At 72.7% G+C, this 13,495-nt stretch carries 15 protein-coding genes; 6 read left to right on the plus strand and 9 right to left on the minus strand.

Annotated features, from left to right (window positions below; genetic code table 11):
* Window positions 1-114 precede the first annotated feature (114 nt).
* Window positions 115-771: an SRPBCC family protein gene (locus tag Apa02nite_RS44210; protein ID WP_203830464.1), complete on the plus strand. Its 657-nt coding sequence runs from the start codon at window positions 115-117 to the stop codon at window positions 769-771.
* A complete protein-coding gene (locus Apa02nite_RS44215; protein WP_203830465.1) occupies window positions 768-1,439 on the plus strand; it encodes a DUF4166 domain-containing protein in 672 nt (223 codons plus the stop codon). The genes Apa02nite_RS44210 and Apa02nite_RS44215 overlap by 4 nt, the downstream gene beginning before the upstream one ends.
* A 9-nt stretch (window positions 1,440-1,448) precedes the next feature.
* Here Apa02nite_RS44215 and Apa02nite_RS44220 read toward each other — a convergent pair whose 3' ends face one another.
* Window positions 1,449-2,411 carry an aldo/keto reductase gene (locus tag Apa02nite_RS44220; RefSeq protein ID WP_239164991.1) on the minus strand — a complete coding sequence of 321 codons (963 nt, stop codon included), beginning with the start codon at window positions 2,409-2,411 and terminating at the stop codon, window positions 1,449-1,451.
* Window positions 2,412-2,516: 105 nt separating this feature from the next.
* Between Apa02nite_RS44220 and Apa02nite_RS44225 the strand changes: the two genes are divergently transcribed.
* A complete protein-coding gene (locus Apa02nite_RS44225; protein WP_203830466.1) occupies window positions 2,517-3,125 on the plus strand; it encodes a TetR/AcrR family transcriptional regulator in 609 nt (202 codons plus the stop codon).
* Here the strand turns inward: Apa02nite_RS44225 and Apa02nite_RS44230 are convergent.
* The 3 genes from Apa02nite_RS44230 to Apa02nite_RS44240 form a co-directional block, all read right to left on the minus strand.
* Window positions 3,101-3,649, minus strand: a complete 549-nt coding sequence (locus tag Apa02nite_RS44230; protein WP_239164992.1) for a GerMN domain-containing protein — start codon at window positions 3,647-3,649, stop codon at window positions 3,101-3,103. The two genes, Apa02nite_RS44225 and Apa02nite_RS44230, sit on opposite strands and share 25 nt — an antisense overlap.
* Window positions 3,650-3,720: 71 nt before the next feature.
* Window positions 3,721-5,088 carry a sensor histidine kinase gene (locus tag Apa02nite_RS44235; protein WP_203830468.1) on the minus strand — a complete coding sequence of 456 codons (1,368 nt, stop codon included), beginning with the start codon at window positions 5,086-5,088 and terminating at the stop codon, window positions 3,721-3,723.
* Window positions 5,085-5,762 (minus strand): response regulator transcription factor, encoded by a 678-nt coding sequence (locus tag Apa02nite_RS44240; protein ID WP_203830469.1) that lies wholly within the window; start codon window positions 5,760-5,762, stop codon window positions 5,085-5,087. The genes Apa02nite_RS44235 and Apa02nite_RS44240 overlap by 4 nt, the downstream gene beginning before the upstream one ends.
* Before the next feature lie 121 nt (window positions 5,763-5,883).
* On the opposite strand from Apa02nite_RS44240, the gene Apa02nite_RS44245 reads away from it, so the two are divergent.
* Together Apa02nite_RS44245 and Apa02nite_RS44250 are read left to right on the plus strand one after the other, a co-directional pair.
* Window positions 5,884-6,171: a GlsB/YeaQ/YmgE family stress response membrane protein gene (locus Apa02nite_RS44245; protein WP_203830470.1), complete on the plus strand. Its 288-nt coding sequence runs from the start codon at window positions 5,884-5,886 to the stop codon at window positions 6,169-6,171.
* Window positions 6,168-6,542: an STAS domain-containing protein gene (locus tag Apa02nite_RS44250; protein WP_203830471.1), complete on the plus strand. Its 375-nt coding sequence runs from the start codon at window positions 6,168-6,170 to the stop codon at window positions 6,540-6,542. Before Apa02nite_RS44245 ends, Apa02nite_RS44250 begins: the two co-directional genes overlap by 4 nt.
* A gap of 25 nt (window positions 6,543-6,567) precedes the next feature.
* Here the strand turns inward: Apa02nite_RS44250 and Apa02nite_RS44255 are convergent, their stop codons facing one another.
* The 5 genes from Apa02nite_RS44255 to Apa02nite_RS44275 all read right to left on the minus strand — a co-directional run bounded on the left by Apa02nite_RS44255 (window position 6,568) and on the right by Apa02nite_RS44275 (window position 12,463).
* Entirely contained in the window at window positions 6,568-6,834 is a 267-nt protein-coding gene (locus tag Apa02nite_RS44255; RefSeq protein ID WP_203830472.1) for a hypothetical protein, read from the minus strand.
* A gap of 1,045 nt (window positions 6,835-7,879) precedes the next feature.
* Entirely contained in the window at window positions 7,880-8,443 is a 564-nt protein-coding gene (locus tag Apa02nite_RS44260; RefSeq protein WP_373873093.1) for a copper resistance CopC family protein, read from the minus strand.
* Between the two features lie 125 nt (window positions 8,444-8,568).
* Complete coding sequence (locus Apa02nite_RS44265; protein ID WP_203830482.1) at window positions 8,569-9,756, minus strand: Dyp-type peroxidase; 1,188 nt, start codon at window positions 9,754-9,756, stop codon at window positions 8,569-8,571.
* 8 nt (window positions 9,757-9,764) lie between these two features.
* Window positions 9,765-10,319, minus strand: a complete 555-nt coding sequence (locus Apa02nite_RS44270; protein ID WP_203830474.1) for a copper chaperone PCu(A)C — start codon at window positions 10,317-10,319, stop codon at window positions 9,765-9,767.
* A gap of 44 nt (window positions 10,320-10,363) precedes the next feature.
* On the minus strand, window positions 10,364-12,463 hold the full coding sequence (locus Apa02nite_RS44275; protein WP_203830475.1) for a bifunctional copper resistance protein CopD/cytochrome c oxidase assembly protein: 2,100 nt from the start codon (window positions 12,461-12,463) through the stop codon (window positions 10,364-10,366).
* A gap of 75 nt (window positions 12,464-12,538) precedes the next feature.
* On the opposite strand from Apa02nite_RS44275, the gene Apa02nite_RS44280 reads away from it, so the two are divergent.
* On the plus strand, window positions 12,539-13,450 hold the full coding sequence (locus Apa02nite_RS44280; protein ID WP_203830476.1) for a DUF4265 domain-containing protein: 912 nt from the start codon (window positions 12,539-12,541) through the stop codon (window positions 13,448-13,450).
* The last annotated feature ends 45 nt before the right edge of the window (window positions 13,451-13,495 follow it).

Raw genomic sequence — 13,495 nt, forward strand, 5'->3', positions numbered from 1 at the left:
GTGCCTCAGGGGTGCCGAGGCACCCCTGAGCGCCAGCCGAAAACCGTAGCCTCTTGAGCGGTCGCTCAAATCTGCTAGGTTTGAGCGGTCGCTCAAACCTGTGGGAGGTGTGTCGTGGCCAGGATCTATGTCGAGACGATCATCGCTGCGCCGATGGAGCGGATCTGGGCGGCGACGCAGGATCACCGGCAGCATCCGCGGTGGGACGCGCGGTTCGGGCGGATCGATCCGGTGCAGGGCAGCGAGCCGGCCGCGTTCACCTACGCCACCGCCGTGCTGCCCGGCGTGGAGATCGCCGGCTACGGCGTGCACAGCGGCGAGCGGCAGCGCGACGGCGGCGAGGCGGTGTCGTCGCTGCGGTTCGGCTCGGCGGACCGGCGGTCACCGATCCGGGAGGGCGCCGGGTACTGGCGGTACGTCCCGGTCGCCGGCGGGGTGCGGTTCCTGACCGGTTATGCCTATCGGACGCGATGGGGACGCGCGGGCCGGCTGGTTGATCTCGCCTTCGGGCCGGTGTTCGGCTGGGCGACGGCCTGGTCCTTCGATCGGCTGCGGCTCTGGCTCGAGCACGGCGTCACACCGGAACGAGCCCGCCGGAACGCCGTCGTCGAGTGCCTGCTGCGCGCCGCGCTGGTCGCCGCCGCGCCGGCGGCCGGTCGGCCCCTTCTTGTGCTGGTCGCGGCGGGGCTGGCGATCGGCTTCCCGCCGTACCGGAAAACTCCAGCGGCCCGGCGGTGCCGCCGGCGTCCCGGAAAGGACGGACCTCGATGACCTCGGTCTTCCAAGAGACGCTGCGGGACGACTTCGACCGCCTGCACCCCCGGCTGCAACGGCGGTTCGGTGTTGACGGCGGCCGCGACCAGGGCTGCGTCGGCACCGGCGTGATGGACCGGGTCTGGCGTGGCGCCGCGTTCACCACGCCGTTCCTGTATCTCGGCACGCTGCGGCACATCCTGTTCCCGGAGACCGGGACCGGCATCCCGTTCACCATCGAGAACTACGCATACCAGGACACCTACCGCCGGCCGACGCTGACGTTCGTGCGCACGTTCCAGGTCCGGCCGCACCGGCGGCGGCGCTTCGACGCGACGATGGTCTATGACCCGCGCCGGGCGGTGCTCGTCGACTACCTGGGCACCACCCAGCATCTCGCGGTCGACCTCGACGTCTCCGTGGACAGTGCCGGCGGGCTGCGGCTGCGCAGCGGCCCGCAGACGTTCCGCGGCGGGATCGGCTGCCCGCCGGCGATCTCCGGTGACGCCGAGGTGCACGAGTGGTGGGACACGAAGGCCGAACGCTTCCGGATCCGGGTGACCGTGACCAACCGCCGGTTCGGGCCGCTGTTCGGCTACCACGGCAGTTTCACCGCGGCGTACGTCCCGGCCGGCCACCCGGTCCCGGCCGCGGTCCGCCCGTTGCGGGAGAACCCGCGGGCCTGACGGTCCTGGTCAGACCCAGGTCGGCACGGTGCCGCCGGCGTAGCGGGCGCCGAACCCGCCGGTCGGCAGGATCTCGTGCAGGGCGGCCAGGTCGGCCGGGGTCAGCCGCAGGTCGGCTGCCGCGGTGTTCTCCTCCACCCGGGCCACGCTGCGGGTGCCCGGGATCGGCACCACGTGCTCGCCCCGGGTGAGCAGCCACGCCAGGGCCAGCTGTGACACTGTCGCGCCCTTGGCCTCGGCCAGCTCGCCGAGCTGCCGGACGGCTTCGAGGTTCTTCTCGTAGTTGCCGGGCTGCCAGCGCGGGTCGGTGTTGCGCATGTCGGTCGGGTCGTACTCCCCGGCCGGCTTGGCGGCGCCGGTCAGGAAGCCCCGGCCGAGCGGCGAGTAGGCCACGAAACCGATGCCGAGCTCGTCGAGGACTCCGAAGAGCTGCTCGGCGTCCCGCTCGAACAGCGAATACTCGGTCTGCAGCACGGAGACCGGCTGCACCGCGTGCGCCTTGCGGATGGTCTCCGCGCCGGCCTCGCTGAGCCCGAAGTACTTGACCTTCCCGGCGTCGATGAACTCCTTGACCACGCCGGCCACGTCCTCGATCGGCACGGTCGGGTCGACCCGGTGCTGGTAGAGCACGTCGATGTGGTCGACGCCGAGGTACCGCAGGCTGTTCTCGACGACCTCGCGGATGTGGTCCGGCCGGCTGTCGAAGCCGTAGTCGCGGGTGAAGCCGAACTTGGTGGCGATCACGATCTCGTCGCGGAAGTCCTTGACCGCCCGGCCGACGACCTTCTCGTTCTCGCCCCAGCCGTACAGCTCGGCGGTGTCGAAGAACGTCACGCCGAGGTCGTGGGCGCGGCGGATGGTGTCGACGCCCTCCTGCTCGTCGCCGGGGCCGTAGGCCAGGTTGATGCCCATGGCGCCGTAGCCGATCGCGGAGACCGCGAGGCCCTGCTGTCCGAGGGTGCGCTGCTGCATGGTGAGACCTTTCCAGCGTACGGGTCAAACCGAACGGTTCGGTTCGACCATACGACGGCGAACCGCGAATGCCAAACCAAACGGTTCGGTTGGTAATCTCGTGCCATGGCCGCCACGATCAGCACCGACTCCACCGGCGACCGGATCGTCGCCGCGGCCACCACCGAGTTCGCCCAGCACGGCGTCGCGGGCGCCCGGATCGAACGGATCGCCAAGACCGCCCGCACCAGCAAGGAGCGGGTGTACGCCTACTTCCGCAGCAAAGAGGCGCTCTACCAGCACGTTCTCAGCCGGGAGCTGGCCACGGTGGCCGAGGCGACCCGCCTGGACCCGCGGGATCTCGCCGGGTACGCCGGGCGGATCCACGACTACTTCATGCGCTATCCGGAACGGCTGCGGCTGATGACCTGGGGCCGGATGCGCCAGTGCCTGCCCGGCGAGGTCGCGCTGGACGACCCGATCCAGCGGTCGGTCGGCTACAAGATCGAGCTGATCCGCGAGGCGCAGCGGGCCGGGCATCTCGATCCGTCCTGGGAGCCGCTCGACATCCTGGTGTTCGTGAACCAGATCGCGATGTCGTGGGCGGATCAGCCCGACCTGGTCCCGGCCGATGTGGACCGGGCGGCGTTCCTGGCCGCGCGGCGGGCCGCGGTGGTCACCGCCGTGGAGCGGCTCTTCCCGAGCTCCGCTCAGGGGCCGATCAGCTCGCGGTAGTCGGCGCCGGTCAGGGGGCCGTCCGACAGTGAGCCGTCTCCGCGTGGCACGCGCAGCGGCTGCCCGCCCTGGGTGAAGACCACCGAGCCGATGTCCGCCCGGGACGTCAGGGTGCAGACGATCTGGGCGTACCCCAGAAGCTCGTCGCTCCGCCCGCTGCCCGCATCCGGCTCGGCGACCTCGACCACCGCTCCCCCGCCGGCGGCGCCGACCCGCACGGTCAGTGACGTGCCGGCGAGCGCCGACGACAGCCCGGCCTGCCGTTCGGTCGCGGTCGGGCCGGCGACCAGGTCGGTCAGCTGCCGCTGGGCGGTCGGCGCGCCACTGACCCGGCGGACGGTCTGTGCCAGGCTGCCGTCCCGCACCAGGCAGAGCACCTCGGCGACCTCACCGGCCGAGCCGGACTCCGCCGGTGACGGGGAGGTGGCGGTGAGCGGGCGCCGGGGCAGGGTGACCTCGTGCGGCTCGTCCTGGGCCGGCACCCCGCACGCCGCCACACCGAGCAGGGTCAGCAGGCTCAGCACGGCGCGGCTCCACCGCGTCGGGCGCCGCCGCGCAGCTCCAGGCGTCAGACGCTCCCGGGCAGTGCCGGGCATCAGACGCTCCCCGGAAGTTCGAGCCGGAAGCGGGCGCCGCCGCCGGGGCGGTCCGAGACTTGGGCCCGGCCGCCGTGGGCGGCCGCGTGCTCGGCGACGATGGCCAGGCCGAGCCCGGTCCCGTCACCCGCACCGCGCGCACCGGCGGCCGGCCCGCGGACGAACCTGTCGAAGATCGTCGGCCGGTCCACCTCGTCGATGCCCGGCCCGGCGTCGTCCACCTCGAGGAAGAAGTCGTCCGAGGCGAGGCCGTCAGATGTCCGGCCCGCTCGCACTGCCACCGGGCCGCCGCCATACCTGATCGCGTTGTCGATCAGGTTGCCGAGCGCCTGCTCCACCCGCCGCCGGTCCACGGTCCAGACCTCCGGCGTCCCGGGCACGATCGCCACCAGGTCCGCCTCCAGCCCGCGGGACCGGCAGATCCCGCGCAGCAGCTCGGCGATCACCACCGGCTCCCGGTGCACCGGCTGGTCGCTGCGGGCCAGCTCGAGCAGGTCGTTGACCAGGGCCTGGAACCGTTCCACCTCGGCCGCGATCAGGCCGACCGCCGACGCGGACCGCTCGTCGAGGCGGTCCTTGCGCCGCTCCAGCACGCTCACCGCGGCCTCCAGGGTCTGCAACGGCGACCGCAGCTCGTGGCTCACGTCCGCGGCGAACCGGCGGTCCCGTTCCCGGCGCCGGCTCAGCTGGCCGGCCATGTCGTTGAACGCCTCGGAGAGCACCGCCAGGTCCGGTTCGGTGTCCGGGTCGAGCCGGGTGGCGAGGTCACCGGCGGCGATGCCGCGGGCCGCTCCGGCGACGGCGGCGAGCGGGCGCAGGGCGTGCCGGGTGACGTACCAGCCGACCGCGGCGCCACCGGCCGCCACCATGATCGCGACGGCGGTCAGCACCAGGGCGAGCAGTTGCAGCGTACGTTCCAGCTCCCGCAGCGAGACGATCTCGTAGAACGTCATGTCCCCGGGCAGCGGCACCCCGATGATCAGCGCGGGCTGCCCGTCCCGGCTGACCCGTTGCGCCCCGGCCTGCCCGCCCGCCGTCATCGCCTGCAGCCGCGCCGGAACCGTCGTCTCGCTCACCGGCTCGGCGCTGCGCGAGTACCACCGGCCGTCGCGGTGCAGCAGCACGTACCGGTCGGCGCCGGTGTCCAGCCCGCGCAGCACCTCGCCCAGCTCGGGATCCGCGCCGGCCACGTCGGCGGTGACGATGGCCGCGTCGAAGTACGTGGCCCGCACCGCAGTGCGCTCCCGCTCGGCGAAGAGCGTGTTGCGGATCAGCTCGTACGACACCACCGTCACGCAGGCGGACAGCAGCAGCGCGCCGATCGCGAAGGCGGCGCTGACCCGGGCGCGCAGTCCGATCGGTGTCACGGCTGGAGCTTGTAGCCCAGGCCGCGGACGGTCACCAGGTGCCGGGGCCGGGCGGTGTCCGCCTCGATCTTCTGCCGCAACCGCCCCACGTGCACGTCGACCACCCGTTCGTCGCCGAACTCGTACTCCCAGACCCGCTGCAGCAGCTGCTGACGGGAGAGCACCAGGCCGGGGTGCTCGGCCAGCTCGCAGAGCAGCCGGAACTCGGTGCGGGTGACGGCCACCGCCACGCCGTCGAGTCGCACCTCGCCGGCCTCCGGGCGGATCTCCAGCGCGCCGAAGGTGAGCACGCTGGTGACCGGGGCGAGCACCGTACGGGCCCGGCGGCGCAGCGCCCGCAACCGCGCGGCCAGCTCCTTGACCCGGACCGGTTTGACCACGTAGTCGTCCGCGCCGGCCTCCAGCGCCGCGACGATGTCGTGGGTGTCGTCACGTGCGCTGACCACCACGATCGGCACGTCGTCGTCGCGGCGCAACTGCCGGATGCACTCGTACCCGTCCATCCCGGGCAGCATCAGGTCGACGAGCACGGTGTCGGCTCTGCGGCGGCGCTGCTCGGCGATGCCCTCCTCGCCGGTGGCGACCGCGTACGCGGTGTACCCCTCGTCCTCCAGCGCCATGGTCAGCGAGAGGCGGATCCGGTCGTCGTCCTCGATCAGCAGCACCGCGGTCATACCCGCATGATGCCGCGCGTTCCGCCGGTGAGCCCGTCGGTCGGCTCATGACGGGAGTTTGTCACGTAACTGTCATGGCGATGGGCCGGTACCGCCATGCCAGCCGGGCAGCGTGTGACCCATGACCGCAGTCAGTCTCGTCACCGCGGTGACCATCGGCCTGGTCACCGGTCTCGTCGGCCGGCTCGTGACGACGCACCGCCGCGGCGCACCGCTCTGGCTGCCGCCGGCCGTCGGGATCGGCGCGGCCGTGTTCGCCACCGTGGTGCTCCGGATGGCGGACGCCGGCGCGACCGGCCCGACCACCGTCGAGGTGCTGCTGCAGGTGGTGTTCGCCGCCGCCGGCGTCGCCCTGGTCGCGATCACCACCGACCGGGCCCACTACGACCGGACCGGGGGTGCCCGATGACCGCGGTGGCCGGCGACGGCGTGCTGACGCTGCGGCACCTGGACGAGCTGCGCGCCACCGTGGTGGCGCCGCTGTCCGACCTCGATCAGCAGATCGTCGAGGTGGTGCGTCCGGTGGTGATGGCCGCCGCCACGGCCGGGCGGCACGTGGTGCTGGACCTGCAGGGCGTGGGCGTCGTCGACTCGGCCGGGCTCGGTCTGCTGGTCCGCGCGCACCGGGAGGCCCGGAGTCACGGCGCGTCGCTGCTGCTCGTGGCTCCGTCCCGATTCGTCCAGACGGTGCTGCACACCATGCGCCTGGACGGGGTCTTCCCGACCTTCCCCGACCAGCCGCAGGCGCTGGAGTGCCTCGGCGGCACCCCGGCCGCCTAGAGATCAACCGTCATCTCCGCCGGGGTCATCTCCGCCGGGTCATGGCCACCGCGGTCGCGACGGCTGCGGCGACCACCAGGCCGGTGATCAGGACGCCGACCGCGCCCCAGACCACCATCAACACCGAGAGGCCTGCCCACACCAGGCCTGCGATCACCGCCAGGGTGGCGATGGTCACCGTTCGCAAAGGCTTGCGCGTACGGCGGATCGGCGTGACTTCCTCGCCGGTCAGCCGCGCCACGATCTGATCGAATTCCCGCCGCGTGTCTCTGGTGGACAACTGGAGGATCACCGCCCGTCATCGCGATCCCGGTGTCCGCCGCAGCGGCGGTACCGTTCCCCCAATAGAACTACTCGATCGCCGCAACGTCTACGACACGAACCATGACGCTTTCATGACGGCACCTCGTCCCCGCGCCGCAATCAGCCCCTGACCAGCCGACGGACGCAGCGCGATCCCGGCCAGAACCACACTGATCAGAAAGTTCCGGCCCCGTCGCGCCCGCCGTGCGCGCGGCCCCCACACACGTCCCGACCACCGGCTGGCCCTCACGGCCGCATCGAGCAAGCCATAACGGCCATGACAGCCGGCCGCACTAGCCCAGTGCCGGTGGCCGGTGACCGGATGCCGGAGGCCGGAGGCCGGAGGCCGCAGGCGCGAATCACGCCGGCCACAGTGTGCGCACGGCCCCTGCACACGTCCCGATCGCCGGCTGGTGCTCAGGGGTGCCTCCCCGCCCCCGAGGCACCCCTGAGCACCAGCCACGAACGCGACGGCCGAGGCAGCAGCACCGGACGGCGACGCGCGGCAGCCGGGGCGGCATCCCCGGACCGCAGCACGAGACGGCCGCCATCCCCGGACCGCAGCACGAGACGGCAGCCCGGGGCGGCGGCGCGGGAGACCGGGCTGCGGGCGTGCCCGATGCCCGATGCCCGATCGGATCCGTGCACCGCCCGGGGAGGGCGGCGGGAGTCCGCAGTGCCAGATTGCGTGCGCGCACCGCCCACCTGGGGGCGGTAAATGCACGCACAACCCGATCGCGGACCGCTACCGCCCCGAACCCGGCCCAACGCGTACTCCTACCGCCCCACCAACATCAAGCGCGGACCACTACCGCCCCACCACCATCAAGCCCGGACCGCTACCGCCCCGCCACCATCGAGCCCGGACCGCTGCCGCCCCGCCACCATTGAGTGCGGACCGCTGCCGCCCACGCTGACCCTGCAAGCGACGCTGAGCGACTGAACATCCCCGGCATGCGACGCCACCACCCACCTGCGCCCGAATACGTCGGACACCACTTCACGACGGAGAGCTTTTCGCGGCGCGCTCCTTGTCACCGGGGTGGTGGGCGGCGCTTCCGGGCGTACCAGAAAATGGCGGCGGCAAGCAGCAAGCCGGCGGCGATCAGGGAGATCAGCGGACCTGTGCCGCCGCCGGAGGAGTCCGGGGGCGCGGCCGCGACCGGAGCCGCGGCGGACAGTGCGGCGGCGGGGTGGGCCGGGTCGGCGAGGGTGAAGGGGTAGGAACCCTGGACCGTGTGGCCGTCCGCGGAGACCACCCGGTAGGCGACCAGGTAAGCACCATTGCCGAGCGTCTGACCGATAGTGATCGTCGCCGACGCGCCGTCGATGGTCGGCGCGGCGGCCGGGACCGGTTGCCGCGCGGCGTCGCTGACCACGATCGTCGTGTAGTCGGGGTTGAGGCGCTCACTGAACCGCAGCGTCACGCTGGCCGGTGCGGCGGTCAGCGTCGCCTCCTTCGCCGGGTCGGCCGCGACAAGCTGCGCGTGCGCCCAGGCCGGCGAGCCGGGCACCAGCACCGCGACCAGCACAGCAAGCGCGGCCAGCAGCCGCGTCACGACCGCGCCCGCCCGCCGCGGCACAGCGGCCTCCCGCAACACGACACCACCCGCCCGCCCCGGCGCAGCAGACTCCCGCAGCACGACACCACCCGCCTGCCCCGGCGCAGCAGACACCCGCCACACGACACCACCCGCCCGCCTCCGCGCAGCGGGGTTTTGCCTCATGACAGCACCTGCTCGCCGATCCAGCCGTTCTCGGCGCAGCCCGGGGGTATCGCGAAGACTGCTGAGCCGATGGGGGTGATCCATTCGTTGAGCAGGTCTTTTTCGGCCAGGCGGCGCTGGATCGGGACGTATTGGCGGGTGATGTCGCGCTGGTAGGCCGCGAAGATCAGACCGGCGTCCGGGCGTCCGGAGGCGTCCGGAGCGCCGTCGTAGTTGTAGGGGCGGCGCAGGATCTTCAGCGTCGGGTCGGTGACGTGCGCGCGGGTGACGTGCGAGAAGTCCGGCATGGCGGGCAGACCGGTGTCGTCGAGCGCGGTGAAGTTCGGTTCGTCCCGTTCGGACTGTCCGCTCAGCGGGGCGCCGGACGCCAGGCGACGCCCCACGGCGTTCTCCTTGTCCGAAACCGACAGCATGTCCCACTTCTCGATCTCGGCGCGGACCCGGCGCACCACCAGCGTGCTGGAGCCGTCCGGGTTCCACACCGCCGGATCGATCTCCGGGCCGCGCGGGTTCGCGGTGCCGTCCAGCTGACCGAGCACGTTGCGCTGGGTGTGCTCCGGGGCCTGCACGCCGGGGCTGCGCCGGAAGCCCTGCTGCACCCAGCGGACCGACCCGAACGGGCGGGCATCTTTGATCATCATCCGCTGGGTGTGCGCGACGGTCAGCGGGTCGTCGGCGCAGATCTGCAGCAGCAGGTCACCGCCGGACCAGCGCGGCAGCAGCCGGTCGATCCGGAACGCCGGCAGCTCGGCGACCGGGCTGGTCAGGCCGGCCGCGCGATAGAGCCCGGGGCCGAACCCGAACGTGACGGTCAACCGGGCGGGCAGCGCGGCCAGGGTCGCGTCGGTGTCGCCCAGCGCGGGGATGCCCTGGGTCAGACGTGCCGCGTCGTCGGTGAGCAGGCGCAGCATCCGGCCCAGGGCCCGTTTGTCGGTGCCGGCGGCCAGGGTGAACGCCACGAAAGCGGCGTGTGCGGGCGGGTCCTCGGCGATGCCGGCCTGCCGAGGCCCGTGAAACGGAACGGTGGCCGCACCGATACCGGTCTCGGCGGGCGCCACGGCCGCGCCGGCGGTGGCCAGCGCGACCGGAGCCACCCCGGCGGCGGCCGGCGCGGCGGCCGCGGGGGTCGCGGCGGCGGTGACCGCCGCGGCACCGAGGCCGGCGAGCAGACCCCGCCGGCTCAACGGAGACGTCACGGCGCGGCGCTGCCCATCGTCATGCCGGGGTCGTAGCTCTCGCCCGCGCCCGCGAACGGCTTGGCGATCGCGGTGAACGGCACGGTGGAGCCGTCACCGAGCTTGAGCGTGAACGACACCTCGTCACCGGCCTCGATCGCCTTGGCCGGCTTCATCAGCATCAGGTGATCGCCGCCCGGGGACAGCTCGTGGGTGCCCTTCGCCTTGATCACGAAGCCACCCTCCTTGGGCTGCATGACCATCTTGCCGTCCTTCATGGTCATCTCGTGGAGTTCCATCGGCGAGGCCGGCGACTCGGCGGCGGCCACCGTGATGTCCGCGTCGGTGTCGTTGACCAGCACGCCGAACGCCGCGGTCATGGCACCGGCCCCGGCCGCCTTGACCCACGGGTCCTTGATCGTCAGGGTCGCGGCGACCGCGGTCACCGACGGTGCGGGAGTGGGCGTTCCGGTGCTGCTCGCCGAGTCGTCGGAGCCGCAGGCGGCCAGGCCGAGGGTGGACAGGGCGGCGGTGAGGACCGCCGCGGTGAGGAACTGCCGGGACTTTCGCATACAGGTTGGTCAGCATCCGGGCGGCAAAAGTTCCCGCCTAAACATTATTTTTCGTGACTTTCCCGGCGACCGTCCGGCGCCGGGTTTTCGACGACGGCGGACGCGCTTTCCGCCACCGGCACGCCACCGGCCGACAAAGCGCCGCCGGCCAAGCCAGCGCCGCTGGCCAACGAAGCGCCGCCGGCCGACGAAGCGGCCGCGACGGCCAGGAACGCGTTGTACCGCGCGAGATCGTCCTCGTCCCCGCCCGCCTCCGCCCGGTCCGCTGCCCGGTCCACCCGGGCCTGCTCCCGCTCGTCCGACCGGATCCACTGCCGCACCAGGATCAGCATGATCACCACGGCCGGCAGCTCACCGAACGCCCAGGCCAGCCCGGCACCCAGATGCTGATCGGCGAGCAGCGACGACGCCCACGCCGGGTGCACCGCCAGATACCAGTCCGGCGCGATCACGCTCGTCGACTGCAGCAGCACGAACCCGAAGAACGCGTGCGCCACCATGGCCAGGAAGTGCACCACGGTGAGCAGCGCCGGATGCACCCGGCGGCGGCCCGGGTCGACGCCGATCAGCACCCAGAACAGCAGGTACCCGGCGAGCACGAAGTGCACGAGCATGGCCAGGTGGCCGAGGTGGTACCGCATCAGCGTGCCGAGCAGGTCACCCAGGTAGAGGCCGTAGAGGCTGACCACGTAGCTGCCGAGCGCGACCAGCGGGTGGCTGAGCAGCCGGAACAGGCGACTGTGCAGGACCACGAGCAGCCACTCGCGCGCGCCGCGCACCTGCGGGTCGGCGGGGCGGCGCAGGGTCCGCAGTGCCAGGGTGACCGGTGCGCCGCCGACGAGCAGGATCGGCACCACCATGGACAGCACCATGTGCTGGACCATGTGCGCGCTGAACAGGACGTAGGCGTACCGGGCGACGCCGAGGCCGGTGATCGCGGCCAGGGTCAGCATCCCGGCGATCCAGGACGCCGTGCGGCTGATCGGCCAGTCGTGGCCGGCCCGGCGCATCCGGCGGACCCCGGCCAGGTAGGCGGCGATGCCGAGCACGACGACGGTGAGGAAGAACAGGTCGGGCAGCGGGTCGCCGAGCATCCGGACGGCGGTCGGCGGCCCGGGCGGCGCGAACCCGAGCAGTTCGACGAGCGGATCAGGTTCGACGGACCCCTCCGGGACCGGCGTCGGCGTACGGGAAAGGGCAACTGCCAGGCCGACAGCCGCGCCGAGCACGACCAACTCCCCTGCGGCCAGCCTCAGGAAGGCGCGCGGCGCGCCGGACCGCAGGGCCGGCAGCGTCCGCCGGCGATGCGCGAGACCGATGACCCCCACGACCGCAAGACCAAAAACCTTCAGCAGTACGAGTACGCCGTACCGGGACCCCCACACCTCCCCCCACCCGCCGAGCCGCACCACCGCGTTGGCCCCGCCACTGACCGCGGTCGCCACGAAGCACCCGAGCGCGAGCCGGCTGTACCGCGCCGCCGTGTCAGCGAACCGGCGATGCCGGCGCACCAGCAGCAACCCGGCCAGCCCGCCGACCCACAGCGACGCCGCGAGCACGTGCAACGCCAGGCTGGTCACCGCGATCTGATGGTTGCCGGCCCCGGCCGCGTGCCCGGTGAACGCCGGCGGCAACACGGTCACCATGGCCAGTACGGCGGTGACCGCGGCCAGCCCGCGCGACACCCCGCCGCGGCTGAGCACCGCCACCGCCAGGGCCAGCCCGGTCTGCAGCAGCAGCGCCTGCCCCTGCGAGATGGAGAACGCGAAACTGACGATCGCGTGCCGGCTGAGCTGCCCGGCCGGCACGGCGAGCACATCGGAGACGGTGTAGACGATCAGCGCACCCGAGGTCACCGCCCAGAGCAGCGCCAGCCAGGTGGTACGCCGCAGCAGCACCCACCCGCGCGCCGCCACGCTCGCACCGTCCCCGGGCAGCAGGAACGCCGCCGTCACGGTGAAACCCACGGTCAGCACACCCAGCAGGTTCGCCACCAGGGTCAGCACCGGCAGCGTCCACTCGGTGACCACCCCCGGACTCGGGATCCCCGGCAGCACCGCCCCGTCGACCCCACCCCCGAACCGCAGCGCCGCCACCAGCACGATCACGGTGACCCCGGCCGCCGCCACCGTCGTTCTCCACACACCTCGCACAGTCCGTCAGTCGTCCGTCCGCCCGCGGTAGTTCCCGGCGTGATCCACACCTCGATAAGGTGGGCCATGCCGCGCCCGCTCCGCATCCTGACGCTGCTCCTCGGGCTCGTGCTGATCACCGCCGCCGCCCTGGACCTGATCACCCTTCAGCAGCGCGCCGACCGCATCCGCGCCACCGGCGTCCCGGTCAGCGCCGGAGTCCTGCACCCGAGCACCCGCAACCACCACGAGCTGACCGTCGAGTACTCGCTGGGCGCACACACCTACCGCACCGACCTGACCGAGATCGGCTGGTCCTCGCCCTCTGCCGGCAGGGGCGAGCGCCTCACCCTCACCGTCGACCCGGACCACCCCTCGGACGCCACCGCACCGGGCCTGGTCTCCGCCCCGTGGTGGCGCGGCGGCTACCTCGGCGTCGGCACCCTCGGCCTCACCGTCCTGGTGGCAACGCTCTGGGGCTGGCTCCGCACACCGCACGGCGACCCGATGATCGTGGTCCCCGGCCCGCTGACCCACCCGGCGCCGGCCTGGGCGGACCGGGCCGACAGCACCGTCCTGGGCCTGATCCTCTTCCCGAACGACGCCCAGCCACCCCGGGACGAGGTACTGCCGGCTCGCCGCCGCACCGCACAGACCAGCGAGATCTGCTGCGTCCCGTTCCAGCAGACCCGCCTCTCCCTGGGCGACGTGGTCCAGGTGGACCCGAACGGCTACGCCGGAGCGGTCATCACCCCGTCAGGCCGGACCACCTTCGCCCTGCTGACCGCCCGGTCAGCGGATGCCCCCGACGTGCACGCCCTGGCCAGGGACTTCCCCGGAACCGTTGTGGAGGACCTCGGCCCGGGCCGCTACGCCGTCGCCGCCCCCGAAGACCAGGCCCACCAGCTCCACACCACCATCCAGAGATGGGAGCAAGAAGCCCGGGCTTCCTACCGCTCCCCGTTGAGCCCCAACCCCGACACCACCCCGTTGACCTGATGATGGAAGGTCAAGCGCGCCTCGGCGGTCTGAGCGGCCCGGGTG

This window comes from Actinoplanes palleronii, from assembly GCF_016862315.1.
GTDB lineage: Bacteria > Actinomycetota > Actinomycetes > Mycobacteriales > Micromonosporaceae > Actinoplanes > Actinoplanes palleronii.